This window comes from Bradyrhizobium sp. 2S1, assembly GCF_011516625.5.
In the GTDB taxonomy this organism is placed as follows: Bacteria; Pseudomonadota; Alphaproteobacteria; order Rhizobiales; family Xanthobacteraceae; genus Bradyrhizobium; species Bradyrhizobium septentrionale.
Genome location: NZ_CP147717.1, coordinates 9,723,206 through 9,740,358, shown reverse-complemented (window position 1 = coordinate 9,740,358; position 17,153 = coordinate 9,723,206). Strand labels below are relative to the sequence as shown.

The window sequence follows — 17,153 nt, the reverse complement described above, 5'->3', positions numbered from 1 at the left end:
TCCGCTATTCGGAGGTTCGATCCCTCCCGCCCCGGCCAGCAAGCGAATCATTGATTTAATAAAGAAATTGAGACACCTCCCAGACTGGGGCGTCACCGGCATTTCGAGCGATTTGCCCGCTATCTGGAAATCTGTGCCGGTTTCGTTTCCATGCCGGTAGGCGACAAGCGCCGAGTCGGCCCCCGACGTACTGACGAAATAGCGATGGATCCGACGTGGCGAAACCCAAGAAAGCCCGTGCCGCTGCTGGCGCGAAGAAGAAGAAAAGCAAGGGATTGGCGCGTTCCGGGATCTCGTCTTCCTCGCCTCTCGGCATGTTGGCCCTCCATCTCCTCGAGCAATGGAAGAAGTCCCGCCGTGACGGCATCGTTTTCCTTTCGGAAAGCGAGAACAGGGCCGAGCGGTTGGGCAGCGTGCTCCATTCGATCGACCCTTCGCTCGAGGTGCTCGTATTCCCGAGGCTGAATACCTTGCCATTTGACGGGCTGGAACCGTCTCCGGAGATCGCCGGCAGACGGAGTTCGGTGTTGAGGCGTCTCGCCAGGAGCAAGAAGCCGGTCTTCCTGGTGTCGACGGCGGAGGCGATCATGGAACGGCTGCCGTTACCCGCCAGCTGGGGCCGCCTCAGCATCAGCCTGAAGGTGGGGGCGAGCTATTCCGAGCCGGATCTCAAGGATCGTCTGGAAGCGTTGGGGTACGATCTCGACGAAGAGGCGGATTATCCCGGAAGCGTGCTGTTCCACGGAATGACGTTCGAAGTGTTTCCCGCCGGCGCCCTTGGGCCGTTCAGAATTGAGCATTCCGGTGGAGTGATCCGCAGAATCGCTGGCGTCGATCCGGTCGAACATGACGTCGTCTTCGACACGCAAGAACTGCTTATCGATCCGATGTCCGAACGGATCGCGTTGAGAGGCAAGCGGGCGCAGCGCGCGGCGCTGCCGGATTATTGCCCTCGCGCTCGCTGGATCGCGGACGCAGGAGTTTTGGGCCACGCCGACAGCTGGCTGAGTACGATCAAGGAGGCCGCCGGCCGCAGAGAGGCGGAGCGCGAGTACTTTGGGCCCGGTGACTGGAAGCGGCTGACCAAGCGCATGAGTGCGCTGCCTCGAAAGGCGGCGTTCACCCCCACGCCCGATTTCTCGACGGTCGCGTCGTTGCGCAAAACTCTCCGCGCATTCGTCGCCGACACGCAGCGCGCCGGATCGCGGCTGCTTTTTGTCGCGGCGGTGGAGGACGATTTGCGCGCGATGGAGCGAATGAGCGGGATCAAGACGGAGCGCTTCGCCGACTGGAACGAGGCCGCGAAGGGACGCGGTGGCGAAGCCGCATTGCTGGCTGACTTCGATACCGGCTTCATCGGCTCTGGCCGCAAGCCGCTCATCGTCGTGACGGCGACCGACGTGCTCGGCAGCAGGGCCCATCATCCGCAACCCATGGCAAGGGCCTGGAGTGCGGCTTTCGATCATCCTGATGTGCCGGAGCGAGGCGCGGTCGTCGTTCATCTGCACCGGGGGCTCGCCATGCTCGATGGCTTGCAGACCCTCGACATGGGGAAGGGGTCATCGCGCGAGATGGTCAGGCTGGCATTTGCGGGAGATGACGCCGTCCTCGTTCCGCCGGCCGATCTCGCCCTGATCTGGCCTTATGCGGCGGAGCGCGGCAAGCTGACATTGGACCGGGCCGATGGAAGTACCTGGTGGGCGCGGCGTACCGAGGCGGAGAAAGACATTCAGATTGCCGGCAGGGAGCTTGCCAAACATATCGCCCAACGGCGTCGCCGGCGTGCTCCCAGGCTGGTCGCTCCCGGTCCCGCATACGAGCGGTTTGTCGCGCGCTTTCCATATTTCACGACGGTCGACCAGGCGAAGGCAATTCGCGACGTGCTGGATGATCTCGCATCTGGTCACCCTATGGATCGGGTGGTCTGCGGCGACGTCGGGTTCGGAAAGACGGAGGTTGCGCTGCGCGCGGCGGCGGCCGTTGCGCTGTCGGGCAGACAAGTTGCTGTCGTTGTGCCGACGACCGTTCTGGCAAGGCAGCACGTCGCAACCTTCCGCAAACGGTTCGCCCCGCTCGGCATCGAAGTGGGAAGCTTGTCGCGCGCGACGTCGGCTCCGGAAACGAGGGAGACCAAGGAGGGCCTGCGAAGCGGTAAAATGAAGGTCGTGGTCGGCACACAGGCGATCGCATCCAGGGACGTGAAATTCGCCAAGCTCAGTCTGGTCATTGTCGACGAAGAGCAGCACTTCGGGGCGGCGGAGAAGGTAAAGCTCTCGGGCCTGGCGAAGGGCGTCCATACGCTCTGGATGAGTGCCACGCCGATCCCGCGCACGCTTGCGGCGGGTCTCGCGGGCTTCAGGGATCTCAGCGTGATCGCATCCCCGCCTGTGCATCGGCTGCCGATCGTGACCAAGATCGCGCCACTTTCGGACGCTGCCATTGCCGCTGCATTGCTGCGCGAGCAGCGCCGTCACGGGCAAAGCTTTTTGATCTGTCCGCGTATCCAGGATCTGGACCCGCTATTGGCGCGCGTGCAGGCGGTCGCCCCGGAGCTCCGCATCGTTTGCCTGCACGGCAAGCTGCCCGCCGACGAGATTGACGACCGAATGATGAGTTTCGTCGAAGGCGAGGCGGACGTTCTGCTGGCGACCAATATCGTCGAAAGCGGTCTCGACATTCCGCGGGCGAATACCATCGTGGTCTGCTGGCCGGAAAAGTTCGGTCTGGCACAGCTCCATCAGCTCCGAGGACGGGTCGGGCGTGGCGGGACGCGCGCCTTCGCCTCCATGCTGACTGAATCCAGTTCGGAGCAATCCGGCAAGCGTTTGGCTGTTCTCGAGGAGTTCAGCAAACCGGGTGCCGGCTTCGCCATCAGCGAGCGCGATCTGGACCTCAGAGGTGCAGGCGATCTGCTCTCCGAGCGGCAATCCGGCCACGTGCAGGTTTTCGGCCCCGTGCTTTATAGCCACCTGCTGAAACAGGCCTCGGAGAAGACGAACGACCGGGCCGCCGATCTGTGGGTGCCCGACCTCAACCTTCCGCTCGCGGATCTGCTGCCCAAGAGCTACGTGCAATCGGAAACGATGCGCCTTGAAATCTATGGCCGCGCCGCCAGGTGCCGGAGCGAGGACGATCTGGAAGATTTGGAGGAAGAGACCTCGCGCCGCTTCGGCGGACTGCCATCGGCCGGCCGGGATTTCTTCGCGGCGGCGCGCCTCAGGATCGATTGCAAGCGGCGAGGTATCGTGAGGCTCGACGTCGGGCCGGAGGCTGTCGCGGCGACGTTCTTACCCGGCAGGCTGCCGAAATCCAGAGCGCGATCGCTCCAGCGCGACGGCGATCGCGTATTCTACTCAGACAAGACACACGAGCCGCCTTTCGAGCGGATCGAGCATCTGCTGGATATTCTGGACGAGTGAGTGCGATGTTACCTCAGTGCGTCTTGCCAGTGCATCGCGCAGTGGAGATTTTTCGCCGCGCGCCGGTTGCGGAGAACAAACCAATCGTCGCTTGCGCTGACATCTCGCTGACATGGAAAGCCGCTAGTGCGCATCTGCGGCGATCCGCCGGCTATTGTCGGCCTATCCCGCCGACCCGGATACCGCCTGTCCGAGCGAGAATCGGCGGTATCCAGACCCCGGCTATGTTGTTCAGATACCGTTGGTTTTAGGCGTGAGGGGGCGGTCCGACCCGGGAATCAGTCCTCGCTGAAACGGGGCCCGCTTCCCACCATCTTCGTAGGATTACGCGTTTTGCACACCGTTCCGCCCCGTGTTGCCCAAAGTTACGGCATTATAAATATTCGTCTTATATTTCAGAGGCTTGCGGAGGCATCGCAGTTCAAATGCCCGTGATATTTGTGCAACATTTGCCCGAAAACAGCCGCAACTCGCCCCAAACCGAGCGGTCTTTTGTTGCGTGATCGGGGGCCTTCTGTCTCATATGGAACTGCGACGGAGGGGGGCATCCCGAGGTCGTCCCGTTTTAGGTGGTTCGCTTAAGTCCACCATCGCAATGAGGATGCGTTGATCTTCAACGTTTTTTCGCGGGCAGCTCAATCGACTTTGTACGCCGTTTTGTACGAGGTCTCAACTTGGAGGTTAACATGAAGATGGTTAAGAGCCTTGTCCTCGGCTCGGCGGCGGCTCTGCTCGCTGTTGGAGGGACACAGGCAGCTGACCTTCCCGTTAAGGCCAAAGCGGTCGAGTACGTGAAGATTTGCTCCCTGTATGGTCCGGGTTTCTACTACATCCCGGGCACCGATACTTGCATCAAGCTGGGCGGCTATCTGCGCGCAGACGTCATCATCAACTCGAACTCGGACTACACCGGCAACACCTCGGGGGCCGGTGGTGCTGCCAACCGCTTCACCAACGGCTACACTTGGCGTTCGCGTGAAGACCTGAACATCGATACGCGCACCGCGACCGAGTACGGCGTGGTCCGCACCTTCTTCGATGCGACCTTCTCGTGGACCTCGGACACCTACGCCGGTCAGGGCAACGGCTCGACCGTTTACTCGCCGATCGGCACGGTTTCGGCTCCGAACAACGCCAACTCTGGTGCTGTCGCTGCTGGTACGGTCGGCGTCTACTACGCCTTCATCCAGTTCGCCGGCTTCACCATGGGTAAGGCGGTCTCGCAGTTCTCGGCTCCGTGGGCCAACTATCCGGGCAACAACTACGACGGTCTCGTCGGCGGCGGCGGTACGATCACTGGTGTGAACCAGTTCACCTACACCGCGCAGTTCGGCAACGGCGTGTCGCTGTCTCTGTCGGCTCAGGATCAGTCGGCTTACTATCAGGCTGGTGTGTTCAACCTCGGCGCTCCGGTCACGATTGCACCTCCCGGCGCGCTTGGTATCGTCGGCGTCAGCGACTACGCTGGCACGATTGCTCCGGACCTCGTCGCGATGCTGCGCGTCGACCAGGCTTGGGGTCTGTTCCAGGCGTCGTTCGCGGCGCACGACAACCACGTGGCCTACTATGGCGGCAGCGAGTTGACCGGTCATCCGGACGACAAGTGGGGCTGGGCTGGTCAGTTGGCCTTGTCGATCAAGAACATCCCGACCGGACCTGGCGACACCATCAACTTGCAGGGTGTCTACACCAACGGTGCGACCCGCTACAACATCCAGGACCTCGCCGGTTCGGCTGGTGCGAACACCATCTACGGTGGCACCGGTATCCCGGGCGCCTATCAGAGCATCGGCTTCGGCTTTGCTCCGGACAGTGTGTTCGTGACCGGTGGCTCGCAGCAGCTGATCACGACCTACGGCTTCCGGGGTGCCTATGTGCACAACTGGAACCCGAACTGGAACACCAGCATCTACGGCGCTTGGGCCCAGGTTAACTACAACGGCACGTCCAAGAGCTACATCTGCGGTGCCGGCGGAACCGGCTTCGGTGGTACCTTCGCCCCGCTGCTTGGTGGTGCTGCGAACCTGACTTCCTGCAACCCCGACTACAGCATCGCGCAGATCGGCACGCAGACCCAGTGGACCCCGGTGAAGAACCTGACCTTCTCGGCAGACTACGTCTACACCCACCTGGATCAGAGCTTCGCCGGCACGATCAACTTCCCCGGCTCGGCAGCGATCGGCAAGCCGGCTGCTGTGTACGAGCTGAAGGACCAGAACACCCACCAGCTGATGTTCCGCGCTCAGCGCAACTGGTAATACCGGTTGATCTGATTGCAAGCTAACAGAGCCCCCGGTGGAAACGCCGGGGGTTTTGCTTTGCGAGTTTAAATCAGTTTTGCATCAGGGATGGGCACGGATCGGCGGGGCGGTCCAGTGCCTGATAGGCGCGGGACAAGTGGCCAGATGACTTGTGTCGGAGGAATCGTTCGTTGACCAACCGGTCTAACGGACCTCAGCTTGCCGGGCGCGGCATGGAAGAGAGTGGGCGGCTAGAGCTGGCTCCGCAAATTCGGACAGTAGCTTGAGTGGATTTTCTGCCTGACAGCGGCGAGGATTCTTGCCGCGAATCAGGAGCGAAGATGACGAAGAAGAGCCGCCGGATGCATTCTCCGGCATTCAAGGCGAAGGTTGCTTTGGCTGCGGTCAAAGGCGACAAGACGCTGGCGGAGCTGGCGCAACTGTTTGATGTTCATCCGAACCAGATCACGATCTGGAAAAACCAGCTCCTGGAAGGCGCCGCCGGCGTGTTTGGGCATGACAAGGCGTCGGCCGAGACGCCGGTCGATTTGAAGGCGTTACATGCCAAGATCGGCGAGCTGGCGTTGGAAAACGATTTTTTGTCCGGCGCGCTCACCAAGGCGGGCCTGCTGAGCGCAAAGCGATGATCGACCGCGGTCATGATCTTTCTATCGTGCGCCAGGCGAAGGTCCTGAAGCTGGCTCGCAGCACGGTCTACTATGAACCTCGGCCAGTTTCGGCCGAGGACCTTGCCTTGATGCGTCGGCTCGATGAGCTGCATCTCGATTATCCCTTCGCGGGAGCGCGTATGCAGCGATCGTTGCTGCGGCGGGAGGGCGTATACGCCGGTCGCCGCCACATCGCGACGCTGATGAAGCGCATGGGGATCGAGGCGGTCTATCGTCGCCCGAACACGAGTAAGCCGGCACCGGGTCACAAGATCTACCCGTACCTGTTGCGCGGATTGAAGATCGAGCGGCCCGACCAGGCGTGGGCAATGGACATCACCTACATTCCGATGCGGCGTGGCTTCGTCTATCTCGCGGCGGTCGTCGATGTGTTCAGCCGACGGGTCCTGGCCCATCGCGTCTCGATCACAATGGAGGCGGCCTTCTGCGTCGAAGCGGTCCAGGAGGCGTTGGCGAAGCACGGCAGGCCCGAGATTTTCAACACGGACCAGGGCAGCCAGTTCACCAGCCTCGAGTTCACCGATGTGCTGCTGGACGCGAAGATCGCCATCAGCATGGACGGCAAGGGCGCCTGGCGCGACAACGTGTTTGTCGAGCGGCTCTGGCGCACGGTCAAATACGAAGAAGTTTATCTCCGCGCCTACGACAGCGTGTCCGAGGCGCGAGCGTCAATTGCCAAGTATCTGGCCTTCTACAATCAGGGACGCCCTCACTCGAGCCTTGACGGGCGCACGCCCGACGAGGCTTACTTCGGCACGCAAGCTATGGTGATGGCCGCATGACCGTCGCCGACGATTTTGTCGTCGCTCTGGTCGGGCTACGCCCTCCCGACGCAACGACAAAATCGTAAGGCCCCGCGTTCAGCATAACCCGGCAGGAATCCACTTAAATCCCGCGGGGCGCTGTCCAAACAACCGGCGCCAGCTCTGTCGGCGGCGTTGGCGCCGCGGGCTGAAGATTGAACGTCAGCCAGACGTTCCAGCCTGCCGGCCGATTTTCATTGGCGAATTCGCCGTAGCCCTTCAGGTTCAGATATCCCTGCATGTCGCCGACCGGGAAAATGTAGCCGACCTGCGGGCCGACGCCGACCACGCGCGACCGAAAGCAGCCGACGCGATCGCCGGAGCCGCTGTCGCATCCGAGCCCCTGATAGACGTAACCGACGAGGCCGACCTGCCACTGCTTGGTCAGGAATTGCGACGCGCCCCAGTCGAGGTGCATGTCGACGCCGCTTTGATAGTCAGTGGAGGGATTGACGAAGTTGTAGGTGAATCCCAGCACCGTCGAAAATTCATGCCCGGTCTTTGGATCGAAATAGGTGTAGCCGCCGCCCGCGTCGATTGCCCAGTGCCCAATCCCCATATTCGCCAGGCGGGTCGACTGGTAGGCGCCAGCCGGGAGGTCGGCGGTAACGTACGTCATGTAATTGTTGACGCCGGCATTCCAGCGCAGCGCGAACTGCGGGATCAGGTCGCCGAATGCAATGAGCGAGCTGTCGATGCTGTCAAACCGGGAGAAGGGGGACGTGGCGCCGCCCGGTCCCGTCAATGTCCCCACAAGCGATCCAGCGAGCGAGGTGGAGTTGGATCCGTAGGCCGCCAACAGGGTGGCAGAGGCCTGACCGCCAAGCACCGGTGTCGCAAAAGTATAAGTACCGGCCAGAAAACCAACATTCACAATTCGCATTGACGGTCGCGTTCACGTTGGCCGTCAGATTGGCGGGAAAGCGACCAATCGTGATTTCGCGCGACCGCGCCACGTCGCCGCCGGCGGAAACAGAGGTGTGATAATAAATCGAGGTCATCGACCAGCCCGGCGCCTGCTGCGGAACAGCCGCGAGGCTGCCAAAAAATCCGGGTACCCAAAAGCTGATGCCATTTTCATCGGCGCGAGCCGCTTGGGTGGAAAGCACCAGCAGAGCGGCAAGCGCCCCAACACTCAAATGCCACTGCGAAAAAAATCTGCGTCCCAAACCAGGTCCAAGGTACCGCATCGCCGATCCCCCCGACTCTCGCGATCCCGCCATTGCTCCGGCGGGGTAGAAACTCGGAAATAAGTAGAAACTCGGAAAGAATAAGCTGATGCCGCCGTTGGTCCATTGCGAAATCGGCGTACTTGCGTTCAGCCGGCCTTTTATTGAAAGGCTGTGTCCATGACGCTACAGCCTTGGCAGTTTTTGCATAGTCGTCAGGGGCTCTCGATAAGGAAGAGGCGACCTGGTTCGATTGATCTAGATCAATATGAGGATGCGTTGCTGGAAGCATCTTATCTTGTCTAGTTCGTAGACGCTGTGTAGTCGGCCTCGCACTTCAGATACTCGATCGTCTTTTGACTGACCAAGGCGTGAAACCGTCCCCCGAAGCAATCGGCGAGCTAGAAAGCTGCCGAGAGATTCTTGCTCGGGGCGGCGTTCGTAACTTTGAAACTCACTCACTGCGGGTAGCCCATGCACGACGTTGGCGTTGCGGCAGGCGTACCTTTGTCGGATGGGCCCAGCCAAAGGGGCATGATCTGGATTCCGGGCGGCATATTCCGCATGGGCTCCGACAGGCACTATGCCGAAGAGGCGCCGGTCCATCGCGTCTCGGTGAGCGGCTTCTGGATGGACCGGACGCCGGTCACCAATCGCGATTTTCGCAAGTTCGTCAACGCAACAGGCTACGTGACATTCGCGGAGACGCGGCCTGACGCAAAGGACTATCCAGGCGCACTGCCGCACATGCTCAAGGCAGGCTCGCTGGTTTTCACGCCACCGAAGTGTCCGGTCGATTTGCGCGGCTGGTCGCAATGCTGGAGTTTCAAATTTGGAGCCAACTGGCGCCGGCCATACGGCTCCCGCAGTTCGATCAGCGGCCTCGACGATCATCCCGTGGTCCACATTGCCTATCGTGATGCTGAGGCCTACGCGGCGTGGGCTGGAAAGGACTTGCCGACCGAAGCCGAATGGGAGTTTGCCGCGCGTGGCGGACTCGACGGCGCGGAATTCGCTTGGGGTGACGAGCAACTTCCCGGCGGCAGGCACATGGCGAATACCTGGCAGGGCAATTTCCCGCACCAGAATCTGGTGGCTGATGGCTTCGAACGCACCTCGCCCGTCACCGCATTCCCGGTCAATGGCTACGGCCTTCATGACATGATCGGCAATGTCTGGGAATGGACGGCCGATTGGTATTCACAGAAGCACGACGCAGACGCCCCGAAAGCCTGCTGCATCCCGCAAAATCCCCGCGGCGGGTCCGAGGGCGCGAGCTACGACTCTCGTCAGCCAAACCTCAGGATTCCACGCAAGGTGCTTAAAGGCGGCTCGCATCTTTGCGCCCCCAGCTACTGCCGCCGCTATCGTCCGGCCGCGCGTCATGCCGAGCCGATCGACACCTCAACAAGCCATGTCGGCTTCAGGTGCATCACCAGGAAGAGGATCAGGTCATGAGTAACGATACGATTCCGGAAAAGCCTGAGATGAGTACGGGACCCACCAGTGCAGGATTGAAACGCCGCGATCTCTTGTTGAGCGGTAGTTCGCTCGTCGCCGCTTCAGCACTCTCTGCCGTTGGTGCGACAAGCTTCGCGCAAGCGCAGCAACCAACGCCGGCCCCGGTGCCCGCGCCGGCCGGACAGCGGCCCAATATCGTCGTCATCATGGGAGACGATATCGGCATCTGGAATATCGGTGCTTACCATCGTGGCATGATGGCCGGCCGGACGCCGAACCTCGACAAGATCGCCGCAGAAGGCATGCTGTTTACCGATTATTACGCCGAGGCGAGCTGCACCGCAGGCCGCGCCAACTTCATCACCGGCGAGCTACCGATCCGCACCGGCATGACAACGGTCGGTCAGGCCGGCGCCCCCACAGGCTTGCCGGCGGAGGCCGTGACCGTCGCCACCGCGCTAAAAGGCATGGGCTATGCCACCGGCCAATTCGGCAAGAACCACCTCGGCGACAAGAACGAGTTTCTGCCGACAGTGCACGGCTTCGACGAGTTCTTCGGCTACCTGTATCACCTCGACGCGATGGAAGATCCGGCCCACCCCGCTTATCCGCAGGAGCTGTTGAACAAAGTCGGTCCGCGCAACATGATCCATTCGTGGGCGACCAATGTGGATGATGCCACCGTGGATCCGCGCTGGGGCAAGGTCGGCAAGCAGAGGATTGAGGAAGCCGGAACGCTCTATCCCAAGCGGATGGAAACCGTGGACGATGAAATCCGAGACCTGGCCTTGAGTTTCATTGAAAAGGCCAAGGCCGAGAACAAGCCGTTCTTCTTGTGGCTCAATCCAACCCGTATGCACATCGTCACGCATTTGTCGCCGAAGTACCAGGCGATGCGCAACTCCAAGAACGGCTGGTCGATTCATGAAGCCGGCATGGCGCAGCTCGACGACGATGTCGGCATAGTGATGCAGAAGCTCAAGGACATGGGCGTGGATGACAACACCATTGTCATCTTCACAACCGATAACGGCACCGAGGTTTTCACTTGGCCGGATGGCGGACAGACGCCTTTCGCACAGAGCAAAGGTACTGTCATGGAAGGCGGCTTCCGCGCGCCAGCGATGATCCGCTGGCCGGGCAAGGTGCCGGCCGGCAAGGTCGAGAACGGCATCATCTCGGGGCTGGACTGGTTCCCGACCTTGCTGGCCGCTGCCGGCAACCCGAACATTGTCGAGGAACTGAAGAAGGGCAAGCAAATCGGGGACCGCACCTATAAGTGCCATCTCGACGGTTATAATCAGATGGACATGATCACCGGCAAGGGGCCGTCGAACCGACACGAAATCTGGTACTTCGGCGAGAGCGAGCTGGGGGCCGTGCGCATCGACGACTACAAGTATCGCTTCATCGACCAGCCCGGGGGGTGGCTGGGCGAAAAGAGCAAGGTTGACGTGCCCTACCTGACCAACCTTCGCCTGGATCCGTTCGAGCGAACGGGCTGGCCCGATAGCGGGACCAAATACGGCGCGCAACAATACTTCGACTGGTTCAAATATGAATTCTGGCGCTTCGTCTTCGTCCAGCAGCAGGTCGAGCAACTGGCCATGACCGCGGTCGAGTTTCCGCCGATGCAGAAGGGCGCGAGCTTCAACCTCGATGCCGTGAAGGCGAAAATCGAGGCTGCCAGGACGGCGATCGCAAAATAACATGTATTCATGATCAGCATGGTGGGGCCGGCCTCCAGGCCGCCCCGCTCCGCGCTCAGCGCAACTGGTAATACCGGTTGATCTGACTGCGATCTAACAGAGCCCCCGGCGCCAAAACGCCGGGGGTTTTGCTTTTCGGGCTAGCGATCGTGCGTCACGCCGCGAGCAGGTCGCGCACCATCGGCACCACCTTGCTGCCGTAGAGCTCGATGCTCTTCATCAGCTTCTCGTGCGGCAGCGGGCCGGCCGAGTATTTCAGCTGGAAGCGCGCAGCGCCGAGCGCCTTCACGGTCGCCGCGATCTTGCGGGCCACGGTTTCGGGGGAGCCGACATAGAGCGAGCCATGCTCGGCTTCAGCCACGAACTCGTCGCGGCCCATTGGCGGCCAGCCGCGCTCCTTGCCGATCCGGTCGCGCATCACCTTGTAGTCCGGCCACAGCTCTTCCCTGGCCTGCGCGTCCGTCTCGGCGATGTAGCCCGGCGAATGGACGCCGATCGGCTGCGGCGCGCGGCCGAACTGCTGGTAGGCGCGCTGATGCAGGTCGACATAGGGCGCAAAGCGCCCGGGATCGCCGCCGATGATGGCAAGCATCAGCGGCAGGTCGTAGTGCGCCGCGCGCACCACCGATTCGGGGCTGCCGCCGACGCCGATCCAGGTCTTCAGCCGGCCGTGCTCGACCGGCGGATAGACCGACTGGTTGCCGAGCGGCGGCCGCAGCTTGCCCTGCCAGGTCACCGGCTCCTGCTTCAAGAGCTCGGTGAACAGGTCGAGCTTCTCCTCGAACAGCTCGTTGTATTGCTTGAGGTCGAAGCCGAACAGCGGGAACGATTCGGTGAAGGAGCCGCGGCCGAGGATCACCTCGGCGCGGCCGTTCGAGAGCGCATCGACGGTGGCGAAGCGCTGGAACACGCGGATCGGATCGTCCGAGCTCAGCACGGTCACCGCGGAGCCGAGGCGGATGTTCTGCGTGCGCGCGGCGATCGCCGCCAGCACGGTCTCGGGGGTGGAGATCGCAAAGTCGGCCCGGTGGTGCTCGCCGAGCCCGATGAAATCGATCCCGAGCTCATCGGCCAGCACCGCCTCGTCGACGACGTTGCGGATCACCTGGGCATGCGGCAGCGGTGCCCCGGCGGCGTCCTTGGTGACGTCGCCGAATGTATCGAGCCCGAATTCAGGGGAGGTGGTCATCAGTCAGTCCGGTTGTCGGCGCGGCGGAGCATCCGCCGCGGGCCACCCATCGCACGCAGGTTGAGAACGCTGCGGATGTGTCCGCAAACCCGCGCTGTGGAGCCTTCGGTTGGAGATACTCCAGACCTAATGCCTGTCCACGGCCCGACAAGGGTCACGCCGCGAAACGCAGCGTTTCCGCGCGCGCGGCCGTGCACTCGGCGGCTTCGCCAGCGGCGATCAGCCCGGGACAACCAGGAAGCCGGCCCGCGGAAAATGCAGCACGACTTCGCCGACGCGTTCGTCGGACCGGCGGATTGCGATGTGCTGCGCCGACAGCGAAACGATCTCGCCGCGCACCGGGATTTTGCCGTAGTCATCCGGCGTCACGTCGACGACGTCGCCGGGCCTGCGACCGTTCGGATCCGCAGGGTCGCCGAAAACGGGCGACTCCGGCCGCGCCTTCGCCGCGATCTCGAGCGCATCGCCCGACGACATCTCTGTGCGCGTGCCGTGGCCGATGGCGCGGATGCGCGCCTCCCAGGCCGCAGCGCGCTGCAAGGGCTTCATGATCTCGTCCATCGTGGCGACACTCTGCCGTGCGTACCACACGTTCATGTAGGCGCTGATATCGACGAGGCTGAACTCGCCGAACAGCCACGGCCGGCCGTCGCCGAGTTGCGCCTCGATCCAGTCGACATTGGCGCGAAACTGGTCGCGCATCTGCGGTAGCGCGGCGGTCATGGCGGCGACGTCGAACTTGGCGCCGCGCAGCTTCTCGCGATCCTCGATGAAATCCTGGGGGACCTTGTCCCCGATGAAGCCGAACGCCAGGTTGACCGTGTTCTGGAAGAACGGCCGGTCGGCCCACATGCCGAGCGCCCAGGGCATTCCGGCATTGCCCGCGGGAAACAGCGTCGGCGTCGGATAGCGGCGCTCCAGCTCGCGGATGATGATCTGGGTGTCACAATAAATGTCCGCGCCGATCTGCATCGTCGGCGTGCGGCGATAGCCGCCGGTCATCGGCATCAGGTCCGGCCGCGGCATGATCCGGGAAATCCGCACCGAGTTCCAGGCGAGATTCTTGAATCCGAAGACGAGGCGGACCTTCTCGGAGAAGGGCGACTGATCAAAATGATGCAGGATCGGCGTGGGCTGCGACATGGCCTTCTCCCGGGATATGGTGCGATCTCTTCGGACCTTGTCGCATAACCTGACAAGATTTCGGCGGATCGCAACCGATTTCCCTGATGAAGGGCGGCGGTGCCGCCGTCAGAACGACTCCGCCCACGGCCGCAGGTCGAGCTCCAGCGTCCAGGCGCTGCGATGCTGGTGGTGCAGCACCCAATAGGCCTCCGCGATGGCCGCGATGTTGAGCAGCCCATCCGGGCCGCGATCGTCCTTCAACTGCGGACGCATGCTCAGCAGCCGATCGCCCTCGATGCCGCCGTCGACCACGACATGGCCGACATGGATGCCCTGCGGCCCGAATTCGCGCGCCACGCTCTGCGCCATCGCGCGCAGCGCGGCCTTCGCCGAAGCGAACGGCGAGTAATTGGCCTTGCCGCGCAGCGAGCCGCTGGCGCCGGTGAACACCAGCGTGCCGCCGCCGCGCGCCAGCAAAGCTGGGATCGCGGCCTGCGCCAGTTGGAAACCGCCGAGCGCATGTTCGCGCCAGCTCCTCGAAGCGCTGTTCGCTGACCTTGAGGAACGGTGCCGGCCGGTTCGAGCCGGCATTGTGCACGGCCATCGCAAGCGGCGCGAGCTTCCCGGCAGCCTCGACGAAGCGGGCCACATCCGCGGCAATCGAAGCATCGCCCACGACATGGGCGACCCTGGCGCCATCAGCTGCGAGTTCGGCGGCGGTCGCGGCGAGCTTCTCGGCATTGCGGCCGGCGATCGCGACGCCGAGGCCGTGCGATGCGCCGACGCCGGCAATCAGCACGCTTCCCTGCACGGCGGTCGGCTCGAGCGCGGTTCGGTCGTTCATGGCTCTCTCCATCATGCTGCCCGCGGTGCGGGCGAAATCATTCGTCCGAGGCCATCGCGACGATGCGGTCGCGCACCGTGCGCAGGATGGCGTCGGACCGCTTTTGATCGGTGAGGACGCGCGAGACCGCGAGCGCACCGACCATTGCGCTCACCGCCACGATTGCGCGGGCATCGTCATCATCGCCGAACGCATCAGCGACCTTGGCGATGAAGGCTTCGATGTGCGGTTCCATCACCGCGCGGCATTGCTCGTCGGCGCGGCCGACATCCGAGATCAACGCGCCGATCGCGCAACCCGTCTCGCGGGAGTCGCGATGGGTGCGGCTGAGATAGCTTCGCGCCAGTGAATTGACGCTGACCGGCTTGTCGGGATCGCGCGACGCGCGCGCCGTCGCTTCGCCTGCATTCAGCGCCTGTTCCAGCGCCGCGGCGATCAGGTCCGACCGCGAGGCGAAGTGCCCGTAGAAGCCGCCATGGGTCAATTTCACCTGCTGCATCAGGCTGCCGATGCTGAGCGCGTCGAGCCCCGCGTCGCGGATCTGCGTCGCCGCCTCGTTCAGAATGCGCTCGCGGCTCCTGGCCTTGTCGGCCTGGGAATGGCCCATCTCGCATCGCCCCCGTTTGACTCTCTTTCTAGATTATGGCCATCATGCATCTGGATGACAACCATCATTCACAATATTTGTCAGTCACAAAGCAGGGAGGAGCAGATGTCCGGCAGCGCGAGCGAAGGGCGGGTCCGTCACGAGCGGCATGACCGCATCCTGAAGATCATCATCGACAATCCCGCGAAGAAGAACGCCTTCAGCCCGGAGATGATGGCCGAACTGTCCGACGCGCTGACGCTGCTCGACAATGACGACGGCCTCTGGGTCGGCGTGCTCTGCGCCGCCGGCGGCAGTTTCACCGCGGGCCTCGACATGCCGAAATTCTTCGGTCCGAGCGCATCGCGCAAGCCGTTGCCGGAAGGCAATGTCGATCCGTTCGGCTTGTCGAAGCGGTGCCGGAAGCCGATCGTCACGGCGGTGCAGGGCATCGTGTTCACCGTCGGCATCGAGATGATGCTCGCGGGCGATATCGTTATTGCCGCGGACGACAGCCGTTTCTGCCAGATGGAGGCCAAGCGCGGCATCGCCCCGCTGGCGGGCGCGCATTTCCGCTACATCAGCCGCGCCGGGTGGGGCGATGCGATGTATCATTTGCTGCTGTGCGACGAGTTCGCCGCCGCCGAGGCTCATCGGATCGGCCTCGTGCAGGAGGTCGTGCCCGCTGGTCAGCAGATCGAGCGTGCGATGGATCTCGCTAGCGTCATCGCGCGCAACGCGCCGCTCGGAATCCAGGTGACGAAGGAGGCGGGCCGCAAGTTCATCGAAGCCGGCGAGCAGGCGGCGATCGCGATCATCCCGCAGATCCGCGAACGCGTGCTCAACACCGCCGATGCGGCCGAAGGCATCAAGTCGTTTGTCGAACGGCGCGCCGCGGTGTTTCAGGGACGCTAGCTGCAGGGATGCTATTCCCGGGCGCGTTCATTGCGTTCACGGTACGTGCTATGACAAGGCTGTGGTTGTGACAATGATGTCGCAGCCGCATCAATTTCGATCACGACGATCGTGCGACGACTCTTGTCGAGATTCGTCGAATCAGTGAGATTCGATTCCATACTTAAATTCAATTGCGTCCTGCTTTGACTCCAGCGTCGGGTGAGGAATCTCATGACAAGCGCACGCGTCATCGTCGTCGGGAACAACAAGGGCGGCTCGGGCAAGTCGACAATTGCCATGCACGTCGCCATCGCGCTGATCAAGGCGGGTCAGCGTGTCGCCACCATCGATCTCGACAACAAGCAGAAGTCGCTGACGCACTATGTCGAGAACCGGCGCGACTGGGCGCGGGAGTCCTCGCTCGATCTCGGCATCCCGACGCATATGTGCTTCGAGACGGTCGGCGGCAGGAGCAGCGAGGTCGAGACGCTCGGCCGCAGCGCGCTTGCCGAGATCGTCGAGCGGCTCAGCCGGTCGCATGACTTCGTCGTCATCGACTGCCCCGGCCATGACACTTATCTGACGACGTTCACGCATTCGCTGGCGAATACGCTGATCACGCCGCTCAACGACAGCTTCCTCGATTTCGACGTGCTCGGCACCGTCGATCCGAACGACTTCAAGGTGACCGGCATCAGCCACTATTCGAAGATGGTGGAGGAAGCGCGGCGCGAGCGCAGCGCGCATGAGCAGGCGGCATTCGAATGGGTGGTGCTTCGCAACCGTCTCTCCACGCTCGGCTCGCGCAACAAGCGCCTGGTCGGCGAGGCGCTGAGCGAGCTGTCGAAGACGCTGAATTTCCGCCTGGTCGATGGACTGGCCGAGCGGGTGATCTTCCGCGAATTCTATCCGCGCGGACTGACGGCGATCGACCACATCGATCAGTTCGCGCGTGGTGGCCGGCCGACCATGTCGCATGGCTCGAGATGGAGCGGCTGATGACCGCGATCATGCTCGGCCAT

11 protein-coding genes and 2 pseudogenes are annotated in these 17,153 nt (G+C 62.6%); 7 read left to right on the top strand and 6 right to left on the bottom strand.

The genetic code is table 11. The features are described 5' to 3' along the window. Window positions 1-314: 314 nt before the first annotated feature. The 3 genes from HAP54_RS46380 to HAP54_RS46370 all read left to right on the top strand — a co-directional run bounded on the left by HAP54_RS46380 (window position 315) and on the right by HAP54_RS46370 (window position 7,130). The gene (locus HAP54_RS46380; RefSeq protein ID WP_166307146.1) at window positions 315-3,419 is read left to right on the top strand and encodes a helicase-related protein; all 3,105 of its coding nucleotides are present in this window, start codon (window positions 315-317) and stop codon (window positions 3,417-3,419) included. 686 nt (window positions 3,420-4,105) lie between these two features. Then, window positions 4,106-5,677, top strand: coding sequence for a porin (locus HAP54_RS46375; protein WP_166298025.1), 1,572 nt, complete (start codon window positions 4,106-4,108; stop codon window positions 5,675-5,677). 323 nt (window positions 5,678-6,000) lie between these two features. After that, window positions 6,001-7,130, top strand: a protein-coding gene (locus tag HAP54_RS46370) for an IS3-like element ISRj2 family transposase (protein WP_166204126.1) whose coding sequence is annotated in 2 segments (ribosomal slippage) — window positions 6,001-6,253 and window positions 6,253-7,130 — 1,131 coding nt in all. Because the reading frame shifts where the segments join, the coding sequence is not laid out codon by codon here. Window positions 7,131-7,233: 103 nt separating this feature from the next. Here HAP54_RS46370 and HAP54_RS46365 read toward each other — a convergent pair. Then, window positions 7,234-8,341: pseudogene (locus tag HAP54_RS46365) on the bottom strand (SphA family protein). A 453-nt stretch (window positions 8,342-8,794) separates the two neighbouring features. Between HAP54_RS46365 and HAP54_RS46360 the strand changes: the two are divergent. Both HAP54_RS46360 and HAP54_RS46355 read left to right on the top strand, forming a co-directional pair. Beyond that, a complete protein-coding gene (locus HAP54_RS46360) occupies window positions 8,795-9,778 on the top strand; it encodes a formylglycine-generating enzyme family protein (RefSeq protein WP_166298024.1) in 984 nt (327 codons plus the stop codon). After that, the gene (locus tag HAP54_RS46355; RefSeq protein WP_414646171.1) at window positions 9,775-11,490 is read left to right on the top strand and encodes an arylsulfatase; all 1,716 of its coding nucleotides are present in this window, start codon (window positions 9,775-9,777) and stop codon (window positions 11,488-11,490) included. The genes HAP54_RS46360 and HAP54_RS46355 overlap by 4 nt, the downstream gene beginning before the upstream one ends. A gap of 154 nt (window positions 11,491-11,644) precedes the next feature. On the opposite strand, the gene HAP54_RS46350 is transcribed toward HAP54_RS46355, so the two are convergent. The 5 genes and pseudogenes from HAP54_RS46350 to HAP54_RS46330 form a co-directional block, all read right to left on the bottom strand. Beyond that, the gene (locus tag HAP54_RS46350; protein ID WP_166298023.1) at window positions 11,645-12,679 is read right to left on the bottom strand and encodes an LLM class flavin-dependent oxidoreductase; all 1,035 of its coding nucleotides are present in this window, start codon (window positions 12,677-12,679) and stop codon (window positions 11,645-11,647) included. 219 nt (window positions 12,680-12,898) lie between these two features. Then, on the bottom strand, window positions 12,899-13,822 hold the full coding sequence (locus tag HAP54_RS46345; protein WP_166298022.1) for a glutathione S-transferase family protein: 924 nt from the start codon (window positions 13,820-13,822) through the stop codon (window positions 12,899-12,901). A gap of 108 nt (window positions 13,823-13,930) precedes the next feature. Then, window positions 13,931-14,281: an SDR family oxidoreductase gene (locus tag HAP54_RS46340; protein ID WP_283843130.1), complete on the bottom strand. Its 351-nt coding sequence runs from the start codon at window positions 14,279-14,281 to the stop codon at window positions 13,931-13,933. 109 nt (window positions 14,282-14,390) lie between these two features. Continuing rightward, window positions 14,391-14,648: pseudogene (locus HAP54_RS46335) on the bottom strand (glucose 1-dehydrogenase); the annotation flags it as partial. A 37-nt stretch (window positions 14,649-14,685) separates the two neighbouring features. Beyond that, the gene (locus HAP54_RS46330; protein WP_166298021.1) at window positions 14,686-15,255 is read right to left on the bottom strand and encodes a TetR/AcrR family transcriptional regulator; all 570 of its coding nucleotides are present in this window, start codon (window positions 15,253-15,255) and stop codon (window positions 14,686-14,688) included. A 105-nt stretch (window positions 15,256-15,360) separates the two neighbouring features. Between HAP54_RS46330 and HAP54_RS46325 the strand changes: the two genes are divergently transcribed. After that, entirely contained in the window at window positions 15,361-16,149 is a 789-nt protein-coding gene (locus tag HAP54_RS46325) for a crotonase/enoyl-CoA hydratase family protein (protein WP_166307142.1), read from the top strand. Between the two features lie 213 nt (window positions 16,150-16,362). Then, the gene (locus HAP54_RS46320; protein ID WP_166298020.1) at window positions 16,363-17,130 is read left to right on the top strand and encodes a division plane positioning ATPase MipZ; all 768 of its coding nucleotides are present in this window, start codon (window positions 16,363-16,365) and stop codon (window positions 17,128-17,130) included. Window positions 17,131-17,153 lie beyond the last annotated feature (23 nt).